This is a genomic window from [Brevibacterium] flavum (genome assembly GCF_019317305.1).
GTDB lineage: Bacteria > Actinomycetota > Actinomycetes > Mycobacteriales > Mycobacteriaceae > Corynebacterium > Corynebacterium glutamicum.
Genome location: NZ_CP079240.1, coordinates 2,227,194 through 2,243,690 on the forward strand (window position 1 = coordinate 2,227,194; position 16,497 = coordinate 2,243,690).

A 16,497-nucleotide genomic window follows, 5' to 3' on the forward strand; every position below is an offset into this window, starting at 1 on the left:
GTCGCGTAAGTTCGCGCTCTCTAGCGGCTCTTCTGCTTTCGTCCTGATACGCCGAACGGCGGGACGTATCTTCACGTCCCGCACGCTCGCCCCGACTTCTGCCATTGCTGGGGAAAGTCACTGCCCTGCGCCACCTGCTTGTCCGGTGGTTGCAGCATAAGGAACAGTGTTGGTCTGATACGGCGGAGCTGCTGCTTCTTGTGGAATCGCCTGGAGGTTTTCAGTCACTGCGTTAGTCTCGTCAGGGTTGCTTGATGCCCGATTTGGTCGGGTCTGTTGTCCATTGATGTCAACTATAGGGCGTGTCTCTGGATTTGCTTCGCGCTCCTCCACAACATCACCGTTTTCCTGCACTGCGAGCACGCCAGGTTCCACTGGGGATACCAAGCCCATCTCGGTAGCATTCGCTGCCAAGGTTGCTGCTGAGCGAGCATCTTCCACATCTCGGTTGAGAGACTCAATGCGATTGCTCAAATCCGTTTCAGTTGCCTGAAGTTCCTGCAACTGGAAAGTCTGCTGTGTTGACGTTCCGGACAGACCCATGGTCGCGCCAACACCAACGCACAGCAGGATAACCACCAGCACAGACAGCTGGATCACCTTAGGATCAGCACGTTTTGCCTCAACGCGGCGACCACGCACAGACATAACCTGCTGAGAGCCCAGCTTGTGCTGCATCAAACGCTTACGCGTTGGCTGCACGCCAGGGTTCACCAGGGCCCGGGTTGTGTGGCGCCTTTCCGGCGCCATGTCACGACGAGGTTGCGTGCTTATCGACGCGCCCCTCCCCGAAGCTTCCGCTGTGGAGAAATCCCTACTCACCGAGACGCGACGGCTATACCGTGGATCAGCGTCAGCGACACGTCGATCGCGAATCTTTCCCGACTCTGTGCGGGAGCCATTTGTCACGGTCATGAGAGGTCTCCTGAGTTGTTGCCGATTCTTTCGATTGCGCGCACCTTCACAGGTGCGGCACGTGGGTTTTCTTCAATTTCAGCTTCCGAAGCCGTTTCAGCACCGCGAGTAACCTGCTTAAACTGTGGTGCAGTTCCAGGAAGATCAACAGGCAAGCCCGGAGGGGTCTTAGAGGTGGTCAGATCCGTGAAGAACTTCTTCACCAGCTTGTCCTCATGAGACTGGTAGCTCATAAACACTGCACGTCCCCCAACATTGAGGGCGTCAGTGATTTGAGGAAGCACATTCTTCAGGGAATCAAGCTCGTTGTTCACCTCAACGCGCAACGCCTGGAAAGTACGTTTCGCGGGGTGTCCACCGGTTCGGCGGGTCGCTGCAGGGATGGCGTCGTACAGAAGCTCCACCAAACGAGCAGAGGTAGTGAATGGCTCTTTTTCACGTTCTTTCAGCACCGCAGAAGCAATCTTGCCGGCGAAGCGTTCATCGCCGTAAGTCTTCAAGATTCGAGCGATGTCACCATGCGAATAAGTGTTGAGGATATCTGCAGCCGTAATACCCTGAGTTGCATCCATGCGCATGTCCAGAGGCGCGTCCGTGCGGTAGGCAAAGCCACGCTCCACCTGATCAAGCTGCATCGAGGAGACACCCAGATCAAACAGAGCGCCAGCGATACCGTGCTCGCGAGCTAAATCAATGATGTCGCCCTCGACAGATTCCAACACCTCGCGGAGTCCGTCGAAACGCGTCTGGACGCCAATGAACCGCTCCCCGAAAGGAGCAAGTCGCGCGCGAGCATCCCGCAACGCATTTTGGTCACGATCAAGGCCAATCAGGCGCGCTTTGGGGAACGTGTTCAGGAAGAACTCCGCATGCCCGCCTGCGCCAAGGGTTGCGTCAACAATGACAGCGTTTTCTCCCAATGCTTCCACGTGTTCGGCGATCAAAGCCGCCATACGATCACGCATTACGGGAACGTGTCCGTGGTTGCCATCCAAGGAAAAATCTTCCATGTGCGTGTTCCCCCCTTTTCCTGCCGGCCTAGATGTCCAATGTCTTGTACTTATGTTTGTGGATAAAAAAACTGCGCGACAATGTCATAGCCACATATCACGCAGTCCGTTTTCCACAAATCGCGGAGTGCGTACAGGGCCCCACTCGAAAAGTCTCGATCTGATGTCGGGGAAGTACACCAGAGCCACTCCTCGAGCAGAGTCCATACACGCGCTCCCTGCCATTTCGAAGCATTGCCCAACTATCAGAGCAATCCTCCAAGGACGTCATCTTCAGCTGCTGAGAAGGCAGCCTCCGTCTCTTCCTGATACGCGGCCCAGGCTTGAGCGTCCCAAATCTCCAGAAAATCCACCGAACCGATAACGACACACTCTTTTGTCAGCCCCGCATATGTGCGGTGCGCTGCCGAAAGGGTGATGCGCCCCTGGCCGTCGGGTCGTTGTTCATCCGCGCTTGCTGCAAGGTTTCGGATAAACGCACGAGCCTCAGGGTTTGTCCTAGAAACTGCAGCTGCCTTGCGAGCCCTTGCTGCAAATTCTTCCTTCGGATAAACCGCGAGACTGTGGTCTTGACCTTTAGTGACCATCAATCCCCCCGCAAGGTCCTCACGGAACTTTGCTGGAAGAGTCAGCCTGCCTTTGTCATCGAGTTTCGGGGTATAGGTACCAAGGAACATCCTTGAAGTCCCCTTCCCAGCAACTCAGTGGCATAAACAGAACCAACCATTCAGTTTGTCTCTGAGGGTGCGTAGTGGCCTCTCATGCAAGACCACCGCGCACCGCTGCAGCCCACAATACCCCACTTTCCCCCACCTGAATCAAGTGTTAGGTTCACTTTCCCCCACTTTCCCAATATCCATGCAGGTCACCCACACAAAAACAAAGTGGGGCAAATTTCGTGTCGCCCCCTTAATTTTTCACGCCCCCATGTCATACCCACTCAAATCGCGGTTTTGAGCAACTTCACCAACTTTCTCTTGCTACCCAAAACCATCGATCTTGCAGGGGAAATGGCAGGTAAAATCTGAAGAATTCTTAAGGTTCCCAACGAACTCTCAGGATTCCACATCGGCCAGAATCGGCGGCTCTTCAAGTGGGGGAAGGTGGGGAGTCTCGGTGGGAGAAAGTGGGGAGTGTGAATTGAAGGCTTTCAGCTCCAAGGGAACCCAGTCGCCACCTCTACTAGCACGGTCCCCCAATAGCTAATTCCTAGCCCGCCGCGGAAGAAGAATTCCCACCCATCCCCGTACCCACTTCATACATGCCCAATTCATGCCAAAAAATAACGGCGAGGGGCGACCAGCTTAGATAGCTGTCGCCCCTCACACATTCACTACTGGGCGCTACCAGGAGTGAGAAGACTTATTCAGTTACTTCTTACTTATTGCCCTCGAATCGTCGACGGAAGTTTTCTTCCATTTTGTCCCCAATGGTGGAATTGCCCTGTTGGCGATTCTTCGCATTGGAAGTGCGGGATGTGACGGAGATTTTGTTGGAGCCGCCCCCGCGCAGCATCCACACTCCCGATCCGAACATGACTAAGAATCCGATAATTCCGAGCGCAACGAACCACAATGTTTGCTGGCTTAATGCGACGCCGGCAACAAGAAGGACAAGTCCGAGTACGAAAAGTGCGATTCCCCGAAGGGTAAACCCACCGCCTGCTAGGCCATTGTTACTTGCAACCGCTTTTCCAAATTTCGGATCATCTGCCATGAGCGCTTGCTCAATTTCGCGCAGTGCGCGTTGCTCCTGCTCTAAAAGCGACACGATGTCCTCCCGGTGGTTAGTAGAGACATTTTTTCTTCTATGCCTTATTAACGCCCAGAATATCCAGAATGTTCCCCGTTATGCCAATAACGACAAAAACGAGGGGGATACCCCGGCCGATCATGGTGGATCTTTTTGACACACACTCCCCTCTAGGCGCCCGTCAGCTGAGACGAATTTGTTAAAACAGCAGGTTAAACAGCACTTTTCCACGATTGTTACGAATCCAAAACAGTCTGGTTAACTACCCCCGTTCTGCCGTAAACGAAGGTTTATAAGACAAAGATCACATGTCGGCACGGGCGTTAAAAAATAGGATTACGCAGCACCTATGCAGCATCCACGCTTGGACTAAAGCCGTGTTGCGCCTCCTCCAGGAACAGGGCAACTCGAGCCATAAAGCGATCTAAGCCCGCCACAGAAAGGGTGATATCCAGCCCACTGCTTGCTCTTGATCTAATGGTGGAGAATTGGGAAAGTTCAGCCGCCCACTCCGCTGCCTCATCTCCCACCAATTGGAGCTGATCCCAAGCACTCTTAGGCTTCCGCTTTCTGGCAGCTACGGCGCTTCCCGCCACCACCGCACCGGCCGTTCGGAGAGCGGATTGATAGGACATCTCTAGAGCCAGCAGAAGATCACCTTCGCCGCGGTAGGTATGTGCCTGCTCTAAAAGGATGTGCGCCTTGGAGAAAAACTGGGCCCTTTTTCCTCCCACTCTCTCAAACCTCGTTGTTGCTGAAATTACGTCACCCATTGTCTTCCTCTCCTTTCAATCCGCTCTAGCTTTGAAGACCTAGAAACCTTCGTTTCTTTTGTTAGCCCTCACTATATGGACAGGGGTGGACATCAAAATCCATTATTCGAACACATATTTGAATAATGAATTTTGGGGTGTAAAACTACTTCAGTTCGGCCGATTCCTGCATAGATTTCTGCGGAACACCCAACTCACGTCACCACTTCTGGTTTGATGGGGAGCGTGTCACCGATCATTCGTAAATTGAGTATCCCCGAGTTCACCACCAACACCCCAGTGTTGGTGGATATCTACATCGCAGCGATGAACTATGACAAAGCAATCAGGGATACCCGGATCGAAGTCTGGCGGAGAAACTCCCAGAACCCCGGATTCACAGCAGTGGCAGCGCTGATGGATGATCAGGTCGTGGGCGTGGCCTATGGCTTCAATGGCAGCCCAGATCATTGGTGGCAACACCAATTACGCCGGGGACTCCGACAACAAGGAGGCCCGACGGAAGAGGAAATCCATATCATCCACAACTACTTTGAGGTTGCGGAAGTTCATGTTCAGCCTGGCTTCCAAGGTCACGGCATTGGCCGAAAGCTGATGCGTGAACTGTTAAAAGACAAACAAAACACTTTTGCCATTTTGTCTACACCCGAGGTCGACGATGAGGCGAACCATGCGTTTAGCCTGTATCGCTCTCTCGGCTTCACTGACTTGCTCAGGCAGTTTAGGTTTGACGGTGATCAACGGCCGTTTGCCGTATTGATCACCGCCCTCCCCCTTCATGATTCCTAAGAGGGCTTAACGCACCGCGTCTTGGCCGTGCTCTGCTCCCCAAGCAGGCGCCATGCCAAGGTTGTACAACACTTCTTGGGTTGCACGGGTGAAGTTAAGCGTCATGAAGTGCAGATCTTCCGCACCTTCGGCAATGAGTCGCTCTGCCATATTGGTGGAATATTCAATGCCCACCTTGCGGATCTCGTCTTTGTTCGCTTCTTCATTGCCGTTTGCAGCTCGAACAAGTGATTCTTCTAGTTGGCTCGGCAATTGAGCACCAGAGAGTTCGACCTGTCGACGCACAGACCGCAGGCTCGTAATGGGCATGATGCCAGGAATGATTGGCTTCGCGCCATGAATGGGGTCTGCAGCGACAAGGCGATCACGAAGTCGCAGGTAGTCTTCCACATCAAAGAACATCTGCGTGATGGAGTACTCTGCACCTCCACGCAGCTTCGCCAGAGTGTATTTGGTGTCTTCTTCTAGAGTTTTCGCCCGGAAATGCCCTTCGGGGAAGGAGGCGATACCGAGGTCGAATTCCCGGAACTCAGGAGTGGACTTAATAAGATCGATGAGCTCAGAGGCGTAGTTCAGTCCTCCATCGGTGCTCACCCAATCGCCTAATGGGTCTCCAGGCGGATCTCCTCGAAGCGCCAACAGGTTTGTTAATCCCAGCTCTAGGTATTCCCGAAGAATTGCCTTCATCTCTTCGCGAGTGTGGTTAACCAGGGTCAGGTGCACCAGAGTGGTCAACGGTTGTTTCGCTAATCGTCGAGCAATACGTGAGGTTCTCTCACGGGTTGATCCGCCAGCACCATAAGTCACGGAGACAAACGATGCACCGAGGTCATGGAAGACCTCTGCTGCTCGGTAAAGACGCTCTTCAGCTGCATCATCGCGGGGTGGCATAAACTCGACAGAAAAAGGTACTCGGCCGGGTGAAGGACGCTTCAAAACGTCGCTAATTGCCCATTGAGATGAGGCTGGGATGTTCGTTAGGGACATGCCTGGGTATCTTAGTGTGATGAGAGTGTTTTGTTGGGACTGCCTCTGGCATTTATTCACCTCCACCAAAATTCAGCCCGCATCCCCCTATTCGATTGAAGGACGTCTCCTTGAGCAGTTTCGATGCCCATGACCTTGACCTCGACAAATTTCCGGAGGTCGTGCGAGATCGTTTGACGCAGTTCCTCGATGCTCAAGAGCTAACAATTGCTGGTATCGGCGCTCCTGTCACAGATGCTGTGGCCCATCTTCGCAGTTTCGTGCTCAATGGAGGAAAGCGAATCCGTCCTCTTTATGCGTGGGCTGGTTTCCTGGCGGCGCAAGGCCATAAGAATTCTTCTGAAAAACTTGAGTCCGTCCTTGACGCCGCAGCGAGTCTCGAATTCATCCAGGCTTGTGCCTTGATTCATGACGATATTATCGATTCTTCTGATACCCGGCGCGGAGCCCCCACAGTTCACCGGGCTGTGGAAGCTGATCACCGCGCCAATAATTTCGAAGGCGATCCCGAGCACTTTGGCGTTTCAGTCTCGATTTTGGCTGGCGATATGGCATTGGTGTGGGCAGAAGACATGCTGCAGGATTCCGGTTTGAGTGCAGAGGCATTGGCCCGCACGAGGGATGCTTGGCGTGGCATGCGTACTGAGGTTATTGGCGGCCAGCTGCTTGATATTTATCTAGAGTCGCACGCCAACGAGTCGGTGGAGCTTGCGGATTCTGTCAACCGCTTCAAAACGGCCGCTTACACGATTGCGCGCCCATTGCACCTGGGCGCCTCCATTGCTGGCGGTTCGCCGCAGCTTATCGACGCGCTCCTCCACTACGGCCACGACATCGGCATTGCATTCCAGTTGAGGGATGATCTGCTTGGTGTGTTTGGGGATCCCGCTATCACCGGCAAACCAGCTGGAGACGATATCCGTGAAGGCAAGCGCACTGTTCTTCTTGCGCTCGCTCTACAACGCGCAGACAAAGAATCTCCTGAAGCTGCAGCGGCCATTCGCGCAGGTGTTGGAAAGGTGACTTCACCAGAAGATATTGCTGTCATTGCAGAGCATATTCGAGCTACTGGTGCTGAAGAAGAAGTTGAGCAGCGAATTTCCCAGCTGACTGAATCCGGTTTGGCTCACCTCGATGATCTAGACATCCCCGATGAGGTGCGCGCACAGTTGCGGGCACTGGCTATCCGCTCAACCGAACGCCGAATGTAGCAGACACGTATGACACTTTTTCAACGATTTACCAACCCCGTAGTGCTCGGTGGCCTTGCGGGTATTTTGCTCGTGCTTGGTTCTTTCGGTGGCGGTGCCATTCGGTATCGCGACGGAGTGCTCGATGCGTTGGGGCTTAACTTCCTTGCTTTTGGCCACGCGCAGGGTATTTCCAATAGCGTGTTGTGGGTTGGGCAGCTGCTGCTGATTGGCGCGTGGGTTCACCTTGGACGTCGGTTGTTCAAGAAAAAAGTCGCTGATGACACCGCAGACGCTGTTGACTTAGGTCTTGTAAAGCGCACGTTGTATGCCATGGTGGTGCCCCTCATTTTTGCGGCACCAATGATGTCGCGTGATGTTTATTCCTATCTCATGCAGGGCGCGATGCTGCGTGATGGCTTCGATCCCTACACTGAGGGCGCTGCGGTAAACCCTGGCCCTATGTTGCTTGAGGTCTCTCATGATTGGCGTAACACCACAACGCCGTATGGTCCACTACACCTGTGGATTGGAGACATGATCACCACGGTTGTGGGCGATAATGTCACCTTGGGCGTCGTCGCTTACAAGATCTTGTCGATCATTGGCCTTGCTGTGACAGGCTGGAGCATTGTCCGCATTGCACAACATTTTGGAGTCAACCCAGCAATTGCATTGTGGATTGGTGTGGCCAATCCTGTGATGATCATCCACATGATCGGCGGCATGCACAATGAATCCCTCATGGTGGGATTGGTCAGCGTCGGCTTGTTGCTAGCACTGAAGAAGCGTTTCGTGGCAGGTGTGGCACTCATTGCAGTGGCTGTGTCGCTGAAAGCTACAGCGGCGATTGCGCTTCCTTTTGTGGTGTGGATCGGCATGCATCATTTCGCAGGATTCTTAGCCACCAAAAAGGGCAAAGACTCCCCTACCCTTAAGCAACAGGTCCCCGCGTTCTTTGCCACTGGAGCTGCAGGTGTTGCTGTCACTGGTGTTGTTGTCAGTGCGATCACTTGGGCGTCTGGCGCTTCGTGGGGCTGGATCAGTGAGATCAGTGGCAACAGCAAGGTAATCAACCCGCTGGCTTTCCCTTCTTTGGTGGCCAGTGTGATCACCATGGTGGCTGAAGTGTTCGTTGACGATTTCGACTACAACGCAGTGGTTAATGTTGTGCGCTCAATCTCCATGCTGATCATGCTTGGCGGGTTGGTCGTATGTTGGTGGCTGTTCCGCCAGAACGAACGCCGTGCGGTTGCCGGTACTGCGGCGGCTTATGCCGTGGCTTTTGTGTTCAATTCTGTGACCTTGCCGTGGTACTACGCCAGCTTGATCTCTTTGCTCGGCACATTTAAACCACCGATGTGGTTGATTCGCTTCGCAGCGGGTGCTTCGGTGTTTATCGCGCTGGTGTTTACCGGAAGTGGAAACCACCAGCTGTACAACATCGTTACGGTGATCATCGCAGCAATTATCGCGTGGCTTGCCACCGTGGTGATCTTTGATGACACTGACCCTGCAACAACGGCCACGGAGAAACCCTCCCCGCATACCGTTTCCTAGTTACATAAGGTAAACCGCCACCCCACTAACAAAATGGGATGGCGGTTTTTTAGATCTTTTAGAAAGCGCTTAGAACGCCATTGCTTGAGCGCGTCGCATAACTTCACGAGCCAACTGGCCATGAAGCGCATCGATGGGGCGACCAGGAAGGGTCTCATCTTCGGTAAACAGGAACGCGAGGATTTCCTCGTCGCTGAAGCCACCGTCGGCAAGCAAAGCAATAACTCCAGGGATGAAACGGTTGGTGTTTTCCTTCTTGGTGCTCAGGAAAGCTTCTGGGATGTAGCGAATACCGTCGCGCCGGACCACGATCAATTTGTGTTCATTGACCAGATCCATCACCTTGGTGACAACAACGCCGAGGCGCTCGGCTGTCTCCGGAAGGGTCAGCAATGGTTCATTGTCGGGCAGGGCGAAGGAAGATTCATTGTTGGAACTCACAGTCTTAATTTAGCTGGTTCGCGCTCTAATGGAGAATCTTTAGGGTATTTCTGCGCGTGCCGGGAATGAAAGCACCTTCTTGACCTTTGAAAACAGGATGTCACTACCACTTTTTGTGTACCTTCCGACATACTGGAACGCATGGCAAACTTGAAGGTCGGTGACGTTTTAGAGGACAGGTATCGGATTGAAACTCCGATTGCCCGGGGTGGTATGTCTACCGTGTACAGGTGCCTTGATCTTCGCTTAGGACGTTCCATGGCGCTTAAAGTCATGGAAGAAGATTTCGTTGATGATCCCATTTTCCGGCAGCGTTTCCGTAGGGAAGCTCGGTCAATGGCGCAGCTAAATCATCCAAATTTGGTCAATGTGTATGATTTTTCCGCTACTGACGGTTTGGTGTATCTGGTGATGGAGTTAATCACTGGTGGCACCTTGCGTGAGTTGCTGGCTGAGCGGGGACCTATGCCCCCGCATGCTGCTGTGGGCGTTATGCGTGGGGTGCTCACGGGTCTCGCGGCTGCCCACCGGGCGGGCATGGTGCACCGGGATATCAAGCCTGACAACGTGTTGATCAATAGTGATCACCAGGTGAAACTGTCTGATTTCGGTTTGGTTCGAGCGGCTCACGCCGGCCAGTCTCAGGACAATCAGATTGTGGGCACGGTGGCTTATCTTTCCCCTGAGCAGGTTGAGGGCGGTGAGATCGGGCCGGCCAGCGACGTGTATTCGGCAGGCATTGTGCTCTTTGAGCTGCTCACAGGCACCACGCCTTTTTCGGGCGAGGATGATCTCGACCATGCATACGCCCGCCTTACGGAAGTCGTGCCGGCACCGAGTTCGCTTATCGACGGCGTCCCCTCCCTCATCGATGAGCTTGTCGCGACAGCTACCTCCATTAATCCTGAGGATCGTTTCGATGATTCTGGAGAGTTTTTGTCCGCACTGGAAGATGTGGCAACAGAGTTGAGCTTGCCGGCTTTCCGGGTCCCTGTGCCGGTTAATTCCGCAGCCAATAGGGCTAATGCCCAGGTCCCGGATGCTCAGCCAACTGATATGTTTACCACCCATATCCCCAAGACTCCTGAGCCTGATCACACTGCGATCATTCCGGTGGCCTCAGCAAATGAGACGTCGATTCTGCCTGCGCAAAACATGGGACAAAACATGGCACAAAATATGGCGCAGAATCCGCTGCAACCTCCGGAACCTGATTTCGCCCCGGAGCCACCTCCGGACACAGCGCTGAATATTCAAGATCAAGCGCTTGCGCGCGCCGATGAGCCAGAAATTAATACCGTCAGCAATCGTTCCAAATTGAAGCTGACGTTGTGGTCAATTTTCGTGGTCGCAGTGATCGCTGCTGTTGCTGTTGGCGGTTGGTGGTTCGGTTCAGGCCGTTACGGTGAGATTCCGCAGGTGTTGGGCATGGATGAGGTCCAAGCGGTCGCTGTTGTAGAGGAAGCTGGTTTCGTGGCAGTGGCTGAACCTCAGTATGACAATGAGGTTCCCACTGGTTCGATTATTGGGACTGAACCTTCTTTTGGTGAGCGCCTTCCTCGCGGCGAGGATGTTTCTGTCCTCATCTCTCAAGGGCGTCCCGTGGTGCCGGATCTTAGCGAGGATCGATCCTTAAGCACCGTTCGTGAAGAGTTGGAGCAGCGCACGTTCGTCTGGGTTGATGGCCCAGGTGAATATTCTGACGATGTTCCAGAAGGACAAGTAGTTTCTTTTACACCATCGTCTGGCACGCAGCTTGATGTTGGTGAAACCGTGCAAATCCATTTGAGCCGAGGCCCCGCCCCGGTTGAGATTCCTGATGTCTCTGGCATGGGAGTGGATCAGGCAACACGTGTGTTGGAGCGCGCAGGTTTGAGCGTCGAGCGTACTGAAGAAGGCTTTGATGCTGAGACACCAAATGGTGATGTCTACGGGACTTCGCCCAAGGTGTCCACTGAAGTCAAGCGCGGAACCTCTGTTGTACTGCAGATTTCCAATGCCATTTCAGTACCTGATGTAGTGGGTATGACCAAGGACGAAGCCACCGCGGCGCTTGCGGAAGAAGGATTGGTCGTGGCGTCGACAAGCATTATTCCCGGTGAGGCGGCGAGCTCCGCTGACACCGTCGTGACCGTCGAGCCTGAATCCGGCAGCCGCGTTGATCCAGCGCATCCGCAGGTCAGCCTCGGGTTAGCTGGGGAGATTCAAGTTCCAAGCGTGGTTGGACGTAAGGTTAGCGATGCTCGAAGCATTCTGGAAGAAGCCGGTTTAACGCTGACAACTGATGCGGACGACAACGATCGAATTTATAGTCAAACCCCTCGTGCACGCAGCGAAGTCTCGGTAGGGGGAGAAGTTACAGTAAGGGCATTTTAGTGGTTCCCTCGTTGCAGCAATGGCGAAAACCTGCTCTCATCCTGGCCATTTTGACGGTGCTAGGCGTACTCCTGACCCATTGGTTCGCCTGGCCACTCACCTGGCCGCTGGGGCTGCGTCTTCCCGTTGATGTGGAGGTGTACTGGCAGGGTGCGCGCGAGTTTTGGCTCGCCGATGATCTCTACGACATCAGGTATGACACCACTTTCGACAACTTGCCGTTTACCTATCCCCCTTTCGGTGCGTTGGTGTTCACCCCATTGTGGTGGATTCATGACCTCTTTGGTCTTCTCGTCACCGAACGTGTCTTCGCGCTAATCACGCTGCTCACCACCTACGCTGTGGCAGTTTTCCTGCTCCGCCTGGCCGGCGTGCGCGATCGTGTGTGGGAATTCGTCGCATTCGCAGCCCTGCTCGTGTCCGCGCCGGTGTATTTCACGCTCAATATTGGGCAGATCAACGTCGTGCTCATGGCTTTAACGCTTTTCGACGTCACCCTCCCCCGCAGCACGCGCCATTCAGGCGTGCTCAAATACGTGCCACTCGGCGTACTCACCGGCATTGCCGCTGCGATCAAACTAACCCCGCTAGTGTTCGGGCTGTATTTCCTCATCCTGTGGGTCGTGACTAAATCACCACGCGGACTGTTTGGAATGATTGGTGGCTTCCTCGGGTCATCCGGGCTTGCAGTTATTTTCCGACCATCCATTAGCATTCAGTACTTCACCGACGTGCTGTTTACCGCAGAACGCATCGGTGACCTCCACTTCGCACGCAATGTCTCCATCCGTGCCGTTTTGGAACGACTCCCCGAACTTGGTCCCACAGCATCTATCATGTGGCTTGTTGCTGTGGCGCTAGTGATCATCGCAGTCGCAGTTGCTGCTTACCGAATCCTGCGGACGGATCTCTCCGCGCACAACCGTCTGCTGGCTGTTTCCCTGGTGTCGCTCGTTGCACTGTTGTGCTCCCCCGTCAGTTGGTACCACCACTGGGTGTGGCTTGGTCCGTTAATCGTCGCTCTCTGGCTAACTCAACACCGCTGGCTGGCTCTATGGGGCGCATTCGCCGTGACATTCGGATCATTCCACAATTTCCTACCCTCAGAAAACAATGTGGAGCTCACCTGGCCGTGGTGGATGCATGTCCTCGCAGCACATTATTTGATCTTCTCCGCAGTGGTTACTGCCGTATTTAGTTGTGGGAAAATGCCCCAAAAACAGAGCTTTCCCACTAATCGATCAGGAGTATCACATCTCCATGATTTAAGATTAAAACTTTGTCTAAACACGAACGGTGTTTTCATGTTTAAGAAAAGGACTCCTGGTTTTGACGAACCCCCAGACAGCACATGCTGCCGCGTCTGACTCCGCATCCCAGAAGGAGGCTCCTAATCCTTCACTCTCCATCACTGTAGGTATTAAAGATCTGCTGGGGCTGCTTTCAGTTCTTGGCATTGCAGCGGGGCTGATAGCCAACAAGATTCTCATCGAACGCTACAACTGGCGCATCGATGCCGCAGTTTACCGCGAAGGCGCGTTAGCGCTGGTCAACGGGGAATCACTGTACGCGCAGCCGTTTGATATGGGTGATATTTCACTACCCTTTATCTACCCACCGATTGGTGCCATCCTGTTTGCGCCTTGGGGGTACTTTGATTTCATCACAGTTGAACTTGCGGGAAACCTTGTTGTCATAGGCTCATCCCTGCTGTTATTACTGTGCCTGTATCTTGTCACCAACGCTGTTCTTAGCGGTCGAGACAAGCTGTTGGCCTTCACCATCGCTGCGATTTCCTGGCCGATCGCTCTCTTTGCAGAGCCAGTGTTTTTGAACGCTGACTTGGGCCAAATCAACATTTTGATCATGGCTTTGGTTGTCATGGACCTGCTTCCGATTAAGCGCAGAATCCCCCGAGGTGTCCTGATTGGCCTTGCAGCCGCCATCAAAATCACTCCGCTGGCCATGCTGTTGTATTTCCTGGTGAAGAAGGATTTCCGCGGAATCATCAATGCGGTGATCTCACTACTTGCCTTCACGGCTATCGGTGCTGTGCTCGCATGGGAAAACACCAAAGAGTTCTTCTCTTCAACCCTTCTCAACTTAAGTGCTGAAGGCGATTCAGGCGTAGACACCACGTTCCAATCCAACAGCTCGATTCAGGCCATGCTGTATCGCTGGTGGACCTCAAAGGCAGATGCCGAAGCATCCTCACTGCCCACCATCTTGTGGATCGTACTGTCCCTGATTGCTGTGGCGGCCGTTGCCTACCTAATGCACCAACTCTTCTCCAGAGGATTGCACGTTGAGGCAGTCATGGTTAACGCCATGCTCATGCTACTTATCTCCCCCATCTCATGGTCTCACCACTGGGTGTGGCTACCGCTGTGGGCTGTGGTGTTCTTCGTTCGATACCGCCAGCACCGCTCTCACCCGAAGTTCTTGTTGTGGAGCGGAGTTATCTTGAGCGTCATGCTGCTGATGCTGCCACCAAAATGGTGGTTTGGCCGCGATGGCGTCAACGTCTTCGAACTGAATTTCTGGGAGAAGCTACTCATCTCTGACTGGACGTGGCTCTCCATCGGGCTCATGATCACCTTGGGTCTTGGGCTGAAAGTATTTCCCAAAATAGCCAAATAGATAAAGGTGTGGGGGCTGACAACAATTGTTGTCAGCCCCCACACCTATTTTTAGAGTTGGTCTAAAAGCTTAGTTACGCAGCATTTCTGCAACGAGGAAAGCCAACTCCAAAGACTGCTGAGTGTTCAGGCGAGGATCGCATGCGGACTCGTAGCGGCCTGGCAGATCAACATCGGTGATGTCTTCAGCGCCACCGAGGCACTCGGTGACATCTTCACCAGTGAACTCAATGTGGATTCCGCCTGGGTGGGTGCCCAATGCGCGGTGGACCTCGAAGAAGCCCTGGACCTCATCGATAACCTTGTCGAAGTGACGGGTCTTGTAGCCATTGGATGCGGTGAAGGTGTTGCCGTGCATCGGATCGGACTGCCAAATAACCTTGTGTCCGGATGCCTCAACAGCCTGGATAACACCAGGAAGTACGGAGCGAACCTTGTCGTGGCCCATGCGAGCAACGATGGTCAAACGGCCAGGCTCGAAGTTCGGATCGAGCTTGTCAGCGTATGCAACAGCCTCTTCAGGGGTGATACCAGGACCAATCTTGATGCCGATTGGGTTAGAGATCATGGATGCGAAGTTCACATGGAAATCATCCATGCCACGGGTGCGCTCGCCGATCCACAGCTGGTGAGCTGAAAGATCGTAAAGTTCCTCGTTGCCTTCCTCATCGGTTGCAAGACGCAGCATGGAACGCTCGTAATCCACCAGCAAAGCCTCGTGGGAGCAGTAGATATCTGCAGCACGCAGGGACTCATCGGACACGCCACATGCTTCCATGAAGCGCAGACCGGAGTCGATCTCACGAGCAAGAGCCTCGTAGCGTGCACCAGCTGGGGAGTTCGCAACGAACTCGCGGTTCCACTCGCTGAGACGGTAAAGATCAGCGGTGCCAGAGCTGGTGAGCGCGCGCACCAAGTTCATCGCAGCAGAAGCGTTAGCGTAAGCACGGATCATGCGGGCAGGATCGTGGCGACGAGCCTCAGGGGTTGCTTCCACACCGTTGACGATATCGCCACGGTAGTTTGGCAGACCATTTCCATCCAAATCAGAAGAGCGAGGCTTTGCGTACTGACCAGCAATACGAGCCATCTTGATCACGGGAGTGGATGCACCGTAGGTCAAAACAACTGCCATCTGCAGCAGAGTCTTTACGTTGGCGCGAATGTGCGGCTCGGTGTTTGACTCGAAAGTTTCCGCACAGTCACCACCCTGCAAGAGGAAGGCCTTACCGTTGGCAACATCAGCAAGCTTCTGCTTCAGCTCAAGTACCTCAGGGGCAACAACGATTGGAGGAACCGACTCAAGGATCTTGCGCACGTTTTCTGCCTGTGCACGATCCCACGTAGGTTGCTGCTTAGCGTCACGGGAAATGGTGTCCTCGAACTGCTGCTGCATGCCTTCTGGCAATGGTGGCAAATCAGGGAGAACTTCTTTAGGGATATCAACTGTCCAACTCACACCCCTATTCATAGCACGATATCGGTGTTTTAAGGAATGGAATAACTGTTAAGTTTTCTCCCAACCTATGGAATGGGAGCAGATCGACTAAGAGACGCGATCCCTTTTACCCAAAGGCAGCGCTGCCATGCACACTTTGAACTTGGCTAAATTATGACGCGCATCAATCAACGCATCGTGGTTGCCGTTCGGCAGCTCTGGCAGCGTTGGGCGGCCAGCCATGTCCCAATACTGGCGAAGCTCGCGGGTAAAACGAGGGATCTCCCGAGGAAGCCCCGCCATATCGCCCCACATTTGTGCCAACAACACGTGGTCATATGCGCCCACCCAGGCCCACAGTTCAGGGGTTGGTCCGGTGGAGGTGAGAAACTCATAAACTTCGCGCTTTATAGTGTCTGCAGATTTCCACACTTTGGAGGAAGGATTAGGCAATTTGTCCAACACGTTGGCGCGCACCCAAGCGTTCGCCTTGGAGGAATCAAACTGTGTGCTAACTGCGTAATACTCGCGACCGTCTTCTGCGACGATTCCAATAGAGACCAATTCGATCGTGCGCCCATCTTCAATGAACTCAGTATCGTAAAAATAACGCACTAGCAATTAGTC

At 53.7% G+C, this 16,497-nt stretch carries 15 protein-coding genes; 6 read left to right on the top strand and 9 right to left on the bottom strand.

The window, feature by feature from the left end; translation table 11 throughout:
• Positions 1-117: 117 nt before the first annotated feature.
• The 5 genes from ftsL to KW808_RS10795 all read right to left on the bottom strand — a co-directional run bounded on the left by ftsL (position 118) and on the right by KW808_RS10795 (position 4,450).
• Positions 118-915, bottom strand: a complete 798-nt coding sequence (gene ftsL / locus KW808_RS10775; RefSeq protein ID WP_080708839.1) for a cell division protein FtsL — start codon at positions 913-915, stop codon at positions 118-120.
• Positions 912-1,925, bottom strand: a complete 1,014-nt coding sequence (gene rsmH, locus KW808_RS10780) for a 16S rRNA (cytosine(1402)-N(4))-methyltransferase RsmH (protein ID WP_003860361.1) — start codon at positions 1,923-1,925, stop codon at positions 912-914. Before rsmH ends, ftsL begins: the two co-directional genes overlap by 4 nt.
• A 245-nt stretch (positions 1,926-2,170) precedes the next feature.
• The gene (gene mraZ / locus KW808_RS10785; protein WP_003856549.1) at positions 2,171-2,602 is read right to left on the bottom strand and encodes a division/cell wall cluster transcriptional repressor MraZ; all 432 of its coding nucleotides are present in this window, start codon (positions 2,600-2,602) and stop codon (positions 2,171-2,173) included.
• Positions 2,603-3,302: 700 nt separating this feature from the next.
• Entirely contained in the window at positions 3,303-3,695 is a 393-nt protein-coding gene (locus tag KW808_RS10790; protein ID WP_462573942.1) for a DUF3040 domain-containing protein, read from the bottom strand.
• 329 nt (positions 3,696-4,024) lie between these two features.
• Positions 4,025-4,450 (bottom strand): SAV_6107 family HEPN domain-containing protein, encoded by a 426-nt coding sequence (locus KW808_RS10795; RefSeq protein WP_003860358.1) that lies wholly within the window; start codon positions 4,448-4,450, stop codon positions 4,025-4,027.
• A 225-nt stretch (positions 4,451-4,675) separates the two neighbouring features.
• On the opposite strand from KW808_RS10795, the gene KW808_RS10800 reads away from it, so the two are divergent.
• Positions 4,676-5,239, top strand: a complete 564-nt coding sequence (locus KW808_RS10800; protein ID WP_003860357.1) for a GNAT family N-acetyltransferase — start codon at positions 4,676-4,678, stop codon at positions 5,237-5,239.
• Between the two features lie 6 nt (positions 5,240-5,245).
• Here the strand turns inward: KW808_RS10800 and metF are convergent, their stop codons facing one another.
• A complete protein-coding gene (metF, locus tag KW808_RS10805) occupies positions 5,246-6,226 on the bottom strand; it encodes a methylenetetrahydrofolate reductase [NAD(P)H] (RefSeq protein ID WP_011014930.1) in 981 nt (326 codons plus the stop codon).
• A 110-nt stretch (positions 6,227-6,336) separates the two neighbouring features.
• Between metF and idsA the strand changes: the two genes are divergently transcribed.
• Entirely contained in the window at positions 6,337-7,437 is a 1,101-nt protein-coding gene (idsA, locus tag KW808_RS10810) for a geranylgeranyl pyrophosphate synthase IdsA (protein ID WP_003860352.1), read from the top strand.
• A gap of 9 nt (positions 7,438-7,446) precedes the next feature.
• On the top strand, positions 7,447-8,976 hold the full coding sequence (locus tag KW808_RS10815) for an alpha-(1->6)-mannopyranosyltransferase A (protein ID WP_003860342.1): 1,530 nt from the start codon (positions 7,447-7,449) through the stop codon (positions 8,974-8,976).
• A 69-nt stretch (positions 8,977-9,045) separates the two neighbouring features.
• On the opposite strand, the gene KW808_RS10820 is transcribed toward KW808_RS10815, so the two are convergent.
• Positions 9,046-9,417 carry an Rv2175c family DNA-binding protein gene (locus KW808_RS10820; protein WP_003856558.1) on the bottom strand — a complete coding sequence of 124 codons (372 nt, stop codon included), beginning with the start codon at positions 9,415-9,417 and terminating at the stop codon, positions 9,046-9,048.
• A gap of 141 nt (positions 9,418-9,558) precedes the next feature.
• Between KW808_RS10820 and pknB the strand changes: the two genes are divergently transcribed.
• Genes pknB through mptD form a run of 3 tightly spaced genes read left to right on the top strand, consistent with a single transcriptional unit; the run spans position 9,559 to position 14,433 of the window.
• Positions 9,559-11,793, top strand: coding sequence for a Stk1 family PASTA domain-containing Ser/Thr kinase (gene pknB, locus KW808_RS10825; RefSeq protein WP_034983834.1), 2,235 nt, complete (start codon positions 9,559-9,561; stop codon positions 11,791-11,793).
• A complete protein-coding gene (locus KW808_RS10830; protein WP_003860338.1) occupies positions 11,793-13,160 on the top strand; it encodes a glycosyltransferase 87 family protein in 1,368 nt (455 codons plus the stop codon). The genes pknB and KW808_RS10830 overlap by 1 nt, the downstream gene beginning before the upstream one ends.
• A complete protein-coding gene (mptD, locus tag KW808_RS10835; RefSeq protein ID WP_003860337.1) occupies positions 13,123-14,433 on the top strand; it encodes an alpha-(1-2)-mannopyranosyltransferase MptD in 1,311 nt (436 codons plus the stop codon). Before KW808_RS10830 ends, mptD begins: the two co-directional genes overlap by 38 nt.
• A 69-nt stretch (positions 14,434-14,502) precedes the next feature.
• Here the strand turns inward: mptD and KW808_RS10840 are convergent, their stop codons facing one another.
• A complete protein-coding gene (locus KW808_RS10840) occupies positions 14,503-15,891 on the bottom strand; it encodes a class II 3-deoxy-7-phosphoheptulonate synthase (protein ID WP_003856581.1) in 1,389 nt (462 codons plus the stop codon).
• Between the two features lie 87 nt (positions 15,892-15,978).
• Positions 15,979-16,485 (bottom strand): polyadenylate-specific 3'-exoribonuclease AS, encoded by a 507-nt coding sequence (locus KW808_RS10845; RefSeq protein ID WP_003856583.1) that lies wholly within the window; start codon positions 16,483-16,485, stop codon positions 15,979-15,981.
• Positions 16,486-16,497: the final 12 nt, after the last annotated feature.

Bases quoted from the DNA above. Each gene is read 5' to 3' on its own strand.
- rsmH (WP_003860361.1), bottom strand. From the start codon at position 1,925: ATGGAAGATTTTTCCTTGGATGGCAACCACGGACACGTTCCCGTAATG.
- metF (WP_011014930.1), bottom strand. From the start codon at position 6,226: ATGTCCCTAACGAACATCCCAGCCTCATCTCAATGGGCAATTAGCGAC.
- KW808_RS10795 (WP_003860358.1), bottom strand. From the start codon at position 4,450: ATGGGTGACGTAATTTCAGCAACAACGAGGTTTGAGAGAGTGGGAGGA.
- KW808_RS10815 (WP_003860342.1), top strand. From the start codon at position 7,447: ATGACACTTTTTCAACGATTTACCAACCCCGTAGTGCTCGGTGGCCTT.
- ftsL (WP_080708839.1), bottom strand. From the start codon at position 915: ATGACCGTGACAAATGGCTCCCGCACAGAGTCGGGAAAGATTCGCGAT.
- pknB (WP_034983834.1), top strand. From the start codon at position 9,559: ATGGCAAACTTGAAGGTCGGTGACGTTTTAGAGGACAGGTATCGGATT.
- mraZ (WP_003856549.1), bottom strand. From the start codon at position 2,602: ATGTTCCTTGGTACCTATACCCCGAAACTCGATGACAAAGGCAGGCTG.